The following is a 12,082-nucleotide window of genomic DNA, read 5'->3' as shown; positions in this document are numbered from 1 at the left end:
AATTCTTGCATTTTGTCGAGAATCTACTATACTTTTTCTCATGTTTGTATGTATTTAAATAAGGTAGAAATACTATAGAAAGATTCTTAGGAGGAATCTCCATTTACGATTTTAGTTTGATGACATGAAAGCTCTAGCTTTATTGAAAAGGGTCTTTCTCAACAATTTACAATGAAACATGTTTGTTCGTTCTTTTTTTAAACTCGGGTTAAAATTGATAAAATAAAAGGATTTTTTTCAAGGAGGAAACATTATGGCAGGACTTTGGTTTACTGAACATCAAACAAAAGATTTTGGAATTACTATGAAAGTAAACAAAACTTTACATACTGAACAAACTGAATTTCAAAAGCTAGATATGGTTGAGACCGCAGAGTGGGGGAATATGCTGCTTTTGGACGGTATGGTGATGACATCAATAAAAGATGAGTTCGTTTATCACGAGATGATGTCACATGTACCGCTTTTTACACATCCTAATCCAGAACAAGTATTAGTGGTTGGCGGTGGTGACGGCGGTGTTATTCGTGAAGTGCTAAAGCACCCGAGTGTGAAAAAAGCAACGCTTGTTGAAATTGATGGTAAAGTAATTGAGTACTCTAAAAAGTATTTGCCAGAAATTGCTGGAGAATTAGACAATGAGCGTGTTGAAGTGAAAGTGGATGATGGTTTTATGCATATTGCAACGAGCGAAAACCAATATGATGTGATCATGGTTGATTCTACTGAACCGGTAGGTCCGGCAGTCAATTTATTTACGAAAGGTTTCTATGCCGGGATAGCAAAAGCATTGAAAGAAGATGGCATCTTTGTTGCACAAACTGATAATCCATGGTTTAAAGCAGACTTGATCCGTGAAGTACAGCGGGACGTTAAAGAAATTTTTCCAATTACGAGATTATATACAGCAAATGTTCCAACATATCCAAGCGGTATGTGGACATTTACAATTGGTTCAAAAAAATATGATCCACTAGAAGTAAATGAAGAACGTTTCCATGAAATTGAAACGAAATATTACACAAAGGAGCTCCATAAAGCTTCGTTTGTGCTTCCTAAATTTGTGCAGGATCTAATTAAATAAGAAGGTAAGGAGAAGTTATATATGAGGTTTGATGAGGCATATTCAGGGAATGTATTTATTGGAAGTCATCCAAATTATGAGGAAAGCCAAGTAGTGATTTACGGTATGCCAATGGATTGGACTGTAAGTTATCGTCCAGGATCAAGATTTGGCCCTACTCGTATTCGTGAAGTTTCAATTGGATTAGAAGAATACAGCCCGTATTTAGATCGAGAACTTGATGAAGTGAAATTTTTTGATGCTGGTGATATTCCATTGCCATTTGGAAATCCGCAAAGAAGCATCGAGATGATCGAAGACTATATTCATACATTGTTAAAGGATGGAAAATTCCCATTTGGACTAGGCGGAGAGCATCTTGTTTCATGGCCAGTCATTAAGGCGATGTACAGCAAATATTCAGATTTGGCTGTCATACATTTTGATGCGCATACAGATTTACGTACGGAATATGAAGGGGAGCCGCTTTCTCACTCAACTCCAATTAGAAAAGTTGCAGAATTAATAAAGCCTAATAACGTATACTCATTTGGTATCCGCTCTGGTATGAAAGAGGAATTTGAATGGGCAAAAGCAAACGGTATGCATATTTCCAAATTTGAAGTATTAGAACCGTTGAAAAAAATCCTACCTACATTAAGCGGGCGTCCAGTTTATGTAACGATTGATATTGATGTATTGGATCCTGCTTTTGCTCCTGGTACAGGTACGGTTGATGCTGGCGGAATTACTTCGAAAGAATTGTTAGCTTCCATTCATGAAATTGCACATGCAGATGTCAAAGTAGTTGGCTGCGACTTAGTTGAAGTTGCACCAATTTATGATCACTCTGAGCAAACGGCTAACACTGCAAGTAAATTAGTAAGAGAAATGCTCCTAGGCTGGGTGAAATAAGAATGACGAAGGGTCAAATACCATATTGTATAATGGTGTTTGACCCTTTTAACATTGCTTTTCACTCTTTTTATTTTTATAATAAAAAGGTTATAATGGTTAAAAATAAACATTGGTTGAGCCGAAATGCTCGTCTTTTCCATGTCATGATAAAGTCATGAGCAAAGGATGTGAGCCATATGGCAGTGGAAGTCCAATCTTATCCTGTAAAGATTCATTTAAAAACAGAAATTCAGCAAGAAGAACATGAGACAATAGAGCTCATTTTATTTGGTCGCTATTACGAAAAAGGAAATGCGGCTTTTTTAAAGTATGATGAAGTATTAGAGGAAGGAACTGTACATACGATTATTAAAATAGCTGAGGATGGTGCACTTATTTTGCGAAGCGGTGCATTAAAGATGCGGCTTTCCCTTCAGACAAATGAACAAAGAAACGGATCTTATGAAAGCCAGTTCGGCACATTTTTATTGCAAACAAAAGCAAAAGAAATTTGTCATCAACAAATGAGGGAGAATAACGGAGCGATCTCTTTGAAATATGAGCTTCATATGCAGGCTAAGACAGTCGGTACATATAATATGACGATAAAATATGAGGAGGCACATGATATTACATGAATATTGTAGAACAAATTCAAGAAGCGCTGAAAGAAGAAATTAAGCAAGCAGTAGTAAAAACGGGTTTTGTTACTGAAGATCAAGTACCCGCCGTCATTTTGGAAAAACCTAAAGATAAGGCACATGGTGACTATGCTACAAATATTGCTATGCAACTGACAAGGATAGCAAAGAAAGCTCCGCGTATGATTGCAGAGGCAATGATCGAGCAACTGGACCACTCTAAAGCGTCTATTGAAAAAGTAGAAATTGCGGGTCCTGGTTTTATTAACTTTTATATGAATAATGCCTATTTAACAAAATTGATCCCTGTTATTTTAGAGCAAGGGGATGATTACGGGCGTTCAAATGCTGGACAAGGGGAAAAGGTCCAAGTTGAGTTTGTTTCTGCAAACCCGACTGGAGACCTTCACCTAGGACATGCTCGAGGTGCGGCAGTAGGAGACTCTTTGTGCAATATTTTGGACAAGGCAGGATATGAAGTAAGCCGGGAATATTATATTAATGATGCTGGAAATCAAATTCATAATTTAGCTTTGTCTGTTGAGGCTCGTTATTTTCAGGCACTTGGTATTGAAAAAGAAATGCCGGAAGATGGATATCAAGGTTCTGATATTATTGAATTAGGAAAAAAATTAGCAGCAGAATTCGGTAATAAATTTGTTGAAAGTGATGAAAAAGAACGTTATCAATTTTTCCGCCAATATGGGTTGGATTATGAAATGGAGAAATTGAAAAAAGACTTGGAAAACTTCCGTGTTCCTTTTGATGTTTGGTATTCAGAAACATCATTATACGAAAGCGGCAAGATTGACGAAATGCTTAAATTATTAAATGAAAAGGGTCATGTATACGAGAAAGATGGAGCAACATGGTTCCGATCAACAACCTTTGGGGACGATAAAGACCGCGTACTTATTAAAAATGATGGATCATATACGTATTTAACACCAGATATTGCTTATCATAAAGATAAGTTTGACCGCGGATTTCAAACGCTGATTAACATTTGGGGCGCCGATCACCATGGCTATATTCCGCGTATGAAGGCAGCGATGGAAGCATTAGGATATAATCCGGAAAAATTAGAGGTTGAAATTATCCAGCTTGTTCATTTGTTTAAAAATGGAGAAAAAATGAAAATGAGTAAACGGACAGGAAAAGCTGTTACAATGCGCGATCTCATTGAAGAAGTTGGCCTTGATGCAACTCGCTATTTCTTTGCAATGCGCAGTTCGGATACACATTTGGACTTTGATTTAGACTTAGCTGTATCTGAATCAAATGAAAATCCTGTTTATTATGCTCAATATGCACATGCCCGTATTTGCAGTATTTTAAGACAAGCTGAGGAACAGGGATTGCCATTTGATGACAAAGCCCAGCTTAATACCATTCAGGCAGAAAAAGAATTTGATTTACTGAAAAAATTAGGAGAGTTTCCACAGGTGATTGCTGATGCTGCGGAGAAGAGAATTCCTCATCGGATTACAAATTATATTAATGATTTAGCTTCGACATTCCATAGTTTTTATAACGCAGTAAAGGTACTTGATCCGGAAAATGTAAATACAACGAAAGCCCGCTTAGCATTAATTAAATCTGTTCAAATTACACTGAAAAATGCTTTGATGTTGATCGGTGTATCAGCACCAGAAAAAATGTAACAATCAAAAAAGAAGGTCTATCTCAGAAGATTGAGACTAGACCTTCCTTTTTTTATAGAGGCCATTTGGTAAAAGTTGATTTTCCGCTCCATTTAAGAATGCGGGGGTTAAGTGAAACAATAGCTATTTTAAAAAGAACTTTTTTGAAAAGAGGTGGCTTATAAAAAGTTCGAAACAGCCCGCGCACTCCATTCCTTTACTTTAGTAACCAAATCTAGATGGTACAAGTCTTCTTTAGTAAGCAAGTTTCCGTGTTGAAGGTCATATGTGAAGATCGTTAATGCTTTTTTGATAAATGTTTCGTCATAAATCAAACAGCTGATCTCATCATTTAATAAAAAGCTGCGGCGGTCAAAATTTGCTGTCCCAATCATACAAAGTTTATGATCAATGACGATTATTTTGGCGTGATAAAATCCAGTGCTATATTGATAAATATTGACCCCATGTCGAAGTAAATCGCGGAAATAACAAAATGACGCTTCTTTTACTAACATATGATCTGGTTTTTTCGGTACTAAAACTGTAATACGAACTCCGCGTTTGATTGCCGCAATAAGCTTACGGTGAATGTTCTCCGTCGGGATAAAATAGGGAGTGCCAATTTTAATATCAGAATGCGCTTGATCAATCCAATCGCCAATCATTTTTTCTAAATCAGTCCCTCCTGTCGAAAGGAATTGATGTTTTACATTTCCGCTCTCGGACTGTAATTCGGGAGTTGCAAGATCAAGCTGATGACCGCTTTCTTCATACCAGTTTATTGAAAATTCATATTGTAAATCGTGGACGCTATCTCCACTAATACGTAAATGATAATCACGCCATGGAGATAGAGATGGATTTTGGTTTAAATATTCTTTGCCGATATTAAATCCTCCAATATATCCGACCTCTTCATCAATGACGGTAATTTTGCGATGATTTCTTTGCTGCAGAGAGTAAAAGGTAAATGGAAATTTTAGCCGATGACTAAATATAACTTGCACACCAGCACGTTTTAATGATTTTATACAGTTTTTCGAAACATGGTGTCCTCCGATCCAGTCTAATAATAATCTGACGTCAACGCCAGCACGCGCTTTTTTCTCTAATAGCTCAAAAAACTTATGGCTAATCGCGTCATCCTTCACAATAAAAAAGAGTATATGGATGCTACTGTGAGCATTTTCAATGTCAGAAAAATAACTTGGAAATAGATCATCGCCCCCAGTGAATATAGTTATATCACCAGAACGGAGAGGATATTTTTTCAGTGTGTCTTTTTTTTCGTGATATTTCTTCCCTAATTGATAATCAAGAACAATGAGAAAGGCTAATGCTGCAATGATTAAGATGATCCAGAAGATTATCATACCTCAATCAACTCTCTTTTTTAGATTTAATGATAGTGTAACCAATAATGTCATTGTTATAGCAATTCTCTATTTTAGAGTACTTTATTAGTATTATTTTTCGAGGGGAAATAGTTGGTTACGACGCTCCTCCCCATTGGCTAGCTAACAATACATATTCAAGCATTGCCGGTAATTGTGTAGTTTAGATTTTTGAAGAATAAACAGTTGTTGAAATATAGTCAATCATATGAAATACTGCTATAATAATGGCGTTCTATAATTTCAAATAATAATGAATTCGGTGGAATTGTTGCTAGACAGTTCCTTGAAGGGGAAGTTTGGTGAAAAGCCAACGCGGTCCCGCCACTGTAAATGGGAGTTTGCTGGATTAAATACTGCTTAATTGGGTGCCAGTGAATGATGATCATAAGCCAGGATACCTGCCGTATTCGTGCACCAAAAATCCTACGAGGATAGGAAGGTGGTGTAAGAGAAAAAGCTTGTCATCTCTTATAATCACTTTCTCCTATTGATAGGAGATTTTTTTATAAGGAGGGACTATAGATGAAGAAAGTTTATGTTGTAGTTAGTTTGCTAATGCTTATCATTGGTATGCTAGCAGGATGTTCAAGCAACGGAGATACTAAGCATTCAGCACAGTCACAGAAAACAGAAAAAACGGCATTTCCCGTCACAATAAAGGATGGTTCAGGGGATAACGTTACAATTAAACAAACACCTAAAAGAATTGTTTCGTTAGTTCCAAGTAATACGGAAATTGCCTATAAACTTGGTCTTGGCAAAGAAATAATTGGTGTCTCTGATTCTGATGATTATCCAAAAGATGTGAAAAAGAAAACGAAAATTGGTGGAACGCAAATAAACGTTGAAAAAGTTATTGCGCTGAAACCGGATCTAGTGTTAGCTAACGTTGCCCTTACTTCCCCAGAAGCGATTCAGCAGTTACAGTCCAATGGAATAAAAGTATTGGTTGTCAACGATGCCACAAATTTCGATCAAGTATATCAATCGATTAAAATGGTTGGAAAGGCTACAGGGACAAGTGAAAAAGCCGCAAATGTTGTGAAAAAGATGCAACAACAATTGGCAGTAATAAAAGAGAAAACAGCCTCCGTTAAAAATGAAAAAACGGTTTATATTGAAATTTCGCCTAGTCCGGATATTTATGCAGCAGGCAAACATACTTTTATGGATCAAATGCTAAAAACGATTCATGCTAAAAATGCTGTAACAGAAAATAACTGGCCTAAACTTAATGAAGAGGAAGTTATTAAATTAAATCCTGATGTCATCATTACTACATACGGAGATAGTACAAAAAATGCACCTCAGCAAGTATTGGAGAGAAAAGGATGGCAGCAAATGAATGCTATTAAAAATAAACAGGTATTTGAAGTTGATCCTGATCTTGTCAATCGGACAGGTCCAAGAATTATAAACGGAGTGGAGCAACTTGCAAAGGCTGTATATCCAGATGCATTCAAATAAGTCGATTTCCTTTGCGTATGTTAGTGCAATTTTATTCGTAGTGATTGCCCTTTTATTAGGAGTTTCTCTTGGAACAGTGTATATACCGTTTCAAGAAGTTATAAATGTGGTTTTATATAAAGTTATAAGGGTTTCCTTTACAAGTATTGACCCAACAAATACCGATATTGTGTTAATGGTTAGAATGCCGAGAGTTGTATTGGCGGGGCTTGTCGGTGCCTCTTTAGCAATTGCAGGGGCAGCTTTCCAAGGATTGCTGCGTAATCCCCTTGCTGACCCATACACATTAGGTGTATCATCGGGTGCCTCTGTTGGAGCAGTGTGCACCCTTTTCTTTCATCTATCATTTATCGGTTTATTTACTTTGCCGGTTCTAAGCATCGGTGCCTCATTTCTTACCATTTTTTTCGTACTATTGTTAGCGAAAAAAATTGAAAGCTCGATGAAAGTAGAAACGATCATATTGACAGGGATTATTACGAGCTCTTTCCTAAGCGCATTGCTTTCGCTCATGATCGCCTTAACTGGTAATGAACTGAGACAAATTATCGGCTGGCTTCTTGGAAGTGTGTCAATGCGTGGTTGGAGCTACGTATGGATTATTGTTCCTTTTTTTATTATTGGCTCAGTTCTTTTGTTTGCAAATGTAAAAGAGTTAAATGCTATCTCGTTTGGAGAAGATCAGGCACAGTATACTGGCGTAAACGTTGCGCGAAGAAAGATGATCATTTTAATTGCCGGTTCGTTATTAACGGGTGCAGCTGTTGCTGTTTCAGGTACGATTGGCTTTGTTGGTCTTGTGATTCCTCATTTTGTTCGATTGTTATGGAGAGCAAATCATATTCATCTATTGCCATTATCTGCATGCTTTGGCGCAGGGTTTCTTATATTGGCAGATTTAATTTCACGGACAATTATTGAACCGTCTGAACTACCAATTGGTGTCATCACTGCATTGTTAGGTGCACCGGTATTTGCAATGATCTTATTGAAAAGACGGAGATAGGGGGGAGAATGCTGACTGAGGATAAAGAAGAAATATTAAAAGTCGAAAATGTCTCCGCTGGTTATCAATCAAAGAATATTTTGCATGATATTAGTTTTAGTGTAAAAAAAGGTGAGTTTTTTGGCGTAATTGGACCAAATGGAAGTGGGAAAACGACATTATTAAAGCTTATTAGCCGAATGTTGCCTCTTCATCAAGGAGAGATTTTTGTTAAGAATTGTCGTTTAGCAGATATATCTGTAAAAAAATTAGCCCAAATAATAGCTGTTTTACCACAGCACTTTTCTGAAGTATTTTCTTATACTGTGAAGGAGACAGTCGCACTAGGGAGATATGCGCATCAAAAAGGATGGTTTCAGTCATGGAGCAAAGAAGATGAAAAAGCTGTTCAAGCGGCAATGAAAAAAACAGGGGTGCAGCAATTTGAACAGCAACTCATACAATATTTATCAGGAGGGGAAAGACAACGCGTTTATTTAGCACAGGCATTGGCGCAGCAGCCTGATATTCTACTATTAGATGAGCCAACTAACCACTTAGATCTTTCACATCAAAAGGACTTGCTTGATAGGTTAAAACAAATGACCAAAATGCAAGGATTGACTGTGATTGCGGTTTTCCATGATTTAAATCTTGCCGCATTATACTGTGACCGCCTTCTTCTTGTGCATAAAGGGACGGCGAAAAAAATAGGTTTAACAGATGAAGTACTTATCCAATCAGATATTCAACAGGTTTATCAAACAGATATTATAAGACAAGCTCATCCAACCATTGCGAAAAATCAAATGCTTTTAATTCCTAGCATTGAAGAGGATGAACATGAAACGATTATTAGTGAAAAAGCTGTTGTCGAATATCATGATCGTCTCATTGTACTGGCACCAATTCCGTTAAGAACAATGTCATCCATAAAGGGTGCAGCAATTGGCTGGTATCAAACATTTGTTAATATGTTTATGAATGAAGAAGGGGCTCAATCTTTTTCAGACTATTCTCCAGTTGATATGAAAAAGACCATTATCATGAGGCAGCAAAATCAGGATCGAAACAAAATTTACAGGTATGTAAACTTGGGTGAATCATCTGTTTTTTTCATGATTACAGGTACAAAAAGAGACGCCATTCATATATGGATATTTGTAAATGGAAAAATATCGGATGATGCTTATATTCATGGAATTGTAGCAGCAACAGAGGCAAAAACGCGGATACTGTTTGAACATCATTTGCCTGCTTCGCAGCAGAGATGTTCGATTTCTATAGCGGCAACACAACAAGGAATACAAATAGATTCTGAAGAACTATACAACATCATTGATCAACATGTCTGCGATTGTACAGAACAGTTACTAAATCAAGAATGATCTCGGTGTCATTTTTTTATGAACTACCGAGATCTTTTTATTTGTGCGCCACTAACTTCCCGCAGAAAGCGAAAATGAACTATCCCTTTTGATAAATAGAAGGAAGAGTGCGAAACAGCCTTTGTTTTGAACAAATAATAGGTAATAAGATACATGTAAAAGAAGATGGAAGAAAAATATTGACTGAATGCTCATTCATTATATAATAATACATAAGCAATAGTCGGAATATTTATATGAATGAGGGGAGTGTATCAGATGCATATATTACTTTTGGTGAATTGGATTGCGTTTCTTATTGTAACCGTTTACGCAGTCTCCTTGTTTGTTTATGTTGTCAAAACAAGAATCCAATATATCAAACTAGGAAAAAAAACTGAATTTGATCATCGGGTTAGAGAACGCTTAGGAAAAATATGGACTCTTGTTTTTGGCCAAAAGAAATTATTAAAAGATAAAAAAAGCGGTGCAATTCACGTTATGATGTTTTATGGCTTTATACTGGTGCAATTTGGTGCAATTAATTTTATTTGGAAAGGATTAGCTCCTGGATCACATTTGCCATTGGGAACGCTCTATGCCGGATTTACTTTTTTTCAAGAACTTGTAACAGTTATGATTTTAGTGGCAGTGTGTTGGGCGTTTTATCGTCGCTATATTGAAAAACTCGTACGTTTAAAAAGGGGATTTAAAGCTGGGCTTGTGTTAATTTTTATAGGAGGACTAATGGTCTCTGTCCTTGCCGGAAGTGGGATGGACCTTATTTGGCATCAAGAAGAATCATCGTGGACAGAGCCAATCGCATCAGCATTAAGCTTAACTTTTGGTTGGATGGGTCCTGCAGCTGCAGCAGTTTTATTTTATATTGCTTGGTGGCTTCATTTAATATTTCTGTTATCATTTCTCGTCTATGTCCCGCAATCAAAGCATGCCCATTTAATTGCAGGGCCAGCAAATGTTTATTTAAATCGTTTAGATGGCGTTGGAAAACTTAAAGCAATTGATTTTGAAGATGAGACACAAGAAAGCTTCGGTGTTGGAAAAATAGATGATTTTACACAATTACAACTCGTCGACTTATATGCATGTGTAGAATGTGGACGATGTACGAATATGTGTCCAGCAACGGGAACAGGAAAGTTATTATCTCCGATGGATTTAATGATCAAGCTGCGGGACCATTTAACAAATTATGGTGCTGCGGTAACATCTAAACAACCGTGGGTCCCGGCTATTGCCTTTTCTAAGACAAAAGGAAACCAGTTAGCGTTAGCAAGTGCGAATAAAGGTCACGATGAAGCTGCAGCAGCTTTATCATATCAACCTAGCTTAATTGGTGATGTCATTACAGAGGAAGAAATTTGGGCATGTACGACTTGCAGAAATTGTGAAGATCAATGTCCCGTTATGAATGAACATGTTGAAAAAATTATCGACCTTAGGCGTTATCTCGTCTTGACCGAAGGAAAGATGAATGCTGATGCACAAAGGGCAATGCAAAATATAGAACGTCAAGGAAATCCTTGGGGATTGAACAGAAAAGAGCGGGAACAATGGCGTGATGTACGTGATGATGTGAAAGCTCCAACTGTCAAAGAAATGAAAAAGGCTGATGAATCATTCGAATATTTATTTTGGGTAGGATCAATGGGGTCCTATGATAATCGCAGTCAAAAAATTGCCTTGTCTTTTGCAAAATTATTAAATGAGGCAGGGGTTACATTCGCAATTTTGGGCAATAAAGAGAAAAATTCCGGGGATACAGCCCGTAGACTAGGAAATGAATTTTTATTTCAGGAACTTGCATCCCAAAACATCGCAGAGTTTGAGAAATCTGCGGTAAAAAAAATCGTAACAATTGATCCCCATGCATACAATAGTTTTAAAAAGGAGTATCCCGATTTTGGTTTTGAGGGTGAAGTTTATCATCATACAGAAGTGTTATACCAGCTATTAAAAGAAGGACGCTTGCAGCCTAAATATGCTGTAAATGAGACGATTACTTTCCATGATTCTTGTTATCTAGGAAGATATAATAACGTTTATGACCCTCCTCGGGAAATATTAAAGGCAATTCCAGGTGTGAAACTGGTAGAAATGAAGCGCAATCGCGAGTCCGCAATGTGCTGTGGAGCGGGCGGCGGATTAATGTGGATGGAAGAGGATACAGGAAATCGAATCAATATTGCCCGAACGGAGCAAGCACTTGCTGTGAATCCAACCATCATTAGTTCTGGCTGTCCATATTGTTTGACGATGCTGTCAGACGGAACGAAGGCAAAAGAAGTTGAAGACCAAGTTAAAACGTATGATGTAGCTGAAATTTTAGAAAAAGCAGTATGCGGGGAGGAAGGGATTGCTTAAAACGCTTGTTTTTATGAACAATGGGTCTGCTCTATATAAATTGTAATCTAGATTAAGAACGGACCTATTTTTATATTTTTTTATTAAAAAGGAGTTGGTTTTTGTTTCAAGATGTTGCGCATCCTCTGTGTATACTCCTATATTGTTCCGTCTATCCAGCTATTCTCGCAGGGGTTTCGCAATTTCCGCTCCAATCATCCTCGTAATGGATCAGTCAAGTAAATGGTATTGCTT

9 protein-coding genes and 1 riboswitch are annotated in these 12,082 nt (G+C 37.2%); of the genes, 8 read left to right on the top strand and 1 reads right to left on the bottom strand.

The genetic code is table 11. From position 1 onward, the window contains the following. Positions 1-253: 253 nt before the first annotated feature. The 4 genes from speE to argS all read left to right on the top strand — a co-directional run bounded on the left by speE (position 254) and on the right by argS (position 4,265). Positions 254-1,084: a spermidine synthase gene (gene speE / locus G4D61_RS00410; RefSeq protein WP_025727614.1), complete on the top strand. Its 831-nt coding sequence runs from the start codon at positions 254-256 to the stop codon at positions 1,082-1,084. Positions 1,085-1,105: 21 nt separating this feature from the next. Continuing rightward, on the top strand, positions 1,106-1,978 hold the full coding sequence (gene speB, locus G4D61_RS00405) for an agmatinase (protein ID WP_025727615.1): 873 nt from the start codon (positions 1,106-1,108) through the stop codon (positions 1,976-1,978). Between the two features lie 179 nt (positions 1,979-2,157). Continuing rightward, a complete protein-coding gene (locus G4D61_RS00400; RefSeq protein WP_025727616.1) occupies positions 2,158-2,598 on the top strand; it encodes a YwiB family protein in 441 nt (146 codons plus the stop codon). After that, positions 2,595-4,265: an arginine--tRNA ligase gene (gene argS / locus G4D61_RS00395; RefSeq protein WP_025727617.1), complete on the top strand. Its 1,671-nt coding sequence runs from the start codon at positions 2,595-2,597 to the stop codon at positions 4,263-4,265. Before G4D61_RS00400 ends, argS begins: the two co-directional genes overlap by 4 nt. Positions 4,266-4,423: 158 nt before the next feature. On the opposite strand, the gene cls is transcribed toward argS, so the two are convergent. Continuing rightward, a complete protein-coding gene (cls, locus tag G4D61_RS00390; protein ID WP_163172988.1) occupies positions 4,424-5,620 on the bottom strand; it encodes a cardiolipin synthase in 1,197 nt (398 codons plus the stop codon). Positions 5,621-5,884: 264 nt separating this feature from the next. Further along, positions 5,885-6,064: riboswitch (cobalamin riboswitch) on the top strand. A gap of 102 nt (positions 6,065-6,166) precedes the next feature. Between cls and G4D61_RS00385 the strand changes: the two genes are divergently transcribed. From G4D61_RS00385 to G4D61_RS00370, 4 genes are all read left to right on the top strand, one after another. Next, positions 6,167-7,111, top strand: coding sequence for an ABC transporter substrate-binding protein (locus G4D61_RS00385; protein ID WP_163172986.1), 945 nt, complete (start codon positions 6,167-6,169; stop codon positions 7,109-7,111). Further along, positions 7,077-8,117: a FecCD family ABC transporter permease gene (locus G4D61_RS00380; protein ID WP_025727620.1), complete on the top strand. Its 1,041-nt coding sequence runs from the start codon at positions 7,077-7,079 to the stop codon at positions 8,115-8,117. Before G4D61_RS00385 ends, G4D61_RS00380 begins: the two co-directional genes overlap by 35 nt. Before the next feature lie 8 nt (positions 8,118-8,125). Then, positions 8,126-9,484 (top strand): ABC transporter ATP-binding protein, encoded by a 1,359-nt coding sequence (locus G4D61_RS00375; protein WP_205603167.1) that lies wholly within the window; start codon positions 8,126-8,128, stop codon positions 9,482-9,484. Between the two features lie 258 nt (positions 9,485-9,742). Further along, the gene (locus tag G4D61_RS00370; RefSeq protein ID WP_163172984.1) at positions 9,743-11,848 is read left to right on the top strand and encodes a 4Fe-4S dicluster domain-containing protein; all 2,106 of its coding nucleotides are present in this window, start codon (positions 9,743-9,745) and stop codon (positions 11,846-11,848) included. Positions 11,849-12,082: the final 234 nt, after the last annotated feature.

It is taken from the genome of Heyndrickxia ginsengihumi (genome assembly GCF_011008565.1).
Classification (GTDB): Bacteria; Bacillota; Bacilli; order Bacillales; family Bacillaceae_C; genus Weizmannia; species Weizmannia ginsengihumi.
Note: the sequence above shows the minus strand (reverse complement) of the source record. Positions and strands in the feature narration are given on the sequence as shown.

What these genes read in the sequence shown, in the direction of transcription:
- speE (WP_025727614.1), top strand. Translation starts at nt 254, where the DNA reads ATGGCAGGACTTTGGTTTACTGAACATCAAACAAAAGATTTTGGAATT.
- speB (WP_025727615.1), top strand. Translation starts at nt 1,106, where the DNA reads ATGAGGTTTGATGAGGCATATTCAGGGAATGTATTTATTGGAAGTCAT.
- G4D61_RS00400 (WP_025727616.1), top strand. Translation starts at nt 2,158, where the DNA reads ATGGCAGTGGAAGTCCAATCTTATCCTGTAAAGATTCATTTAAAAACA.
- argS (WP_025727617.1), top strand. Translation starts at nt 2,595, where the DNA reads ATGAATATTGTAGAACAAATTCAAGAAGCGCTGAAAGAAGAAATTAAG.
- cls (WP_163172988.1), bottom strand. Translation starts at nt 5,620, where the DNA reads ATGATAATCTTCTGGATCATCTTAATCATTGCAGCATTAGCCTTTCTC.
- G4D61_RS00385 (WP_163172986.1), top strand. Translation starts at nt 6,167, where the DNA reads ATGAAGAAAGTTTATGTTGTAGTTAGTTTGCTAATGCTTATCATTGGT.
- G4D61_RS00375 (WP_205603167.1), top strand. Translation starts at nt 8,126, where the DNA reads ATGCTGACTGAGGATAAAGAAGAAATATTAAAAGTCGAAAATGTCTCC.
- G4D61_RS00370 (WP_163172984.1), top strand. Translation starts at nt 9,743, where the DNA reads ATGCATATATTACTTTTGGTGAATTGGATTGCGTTTCTTATTGTAACC.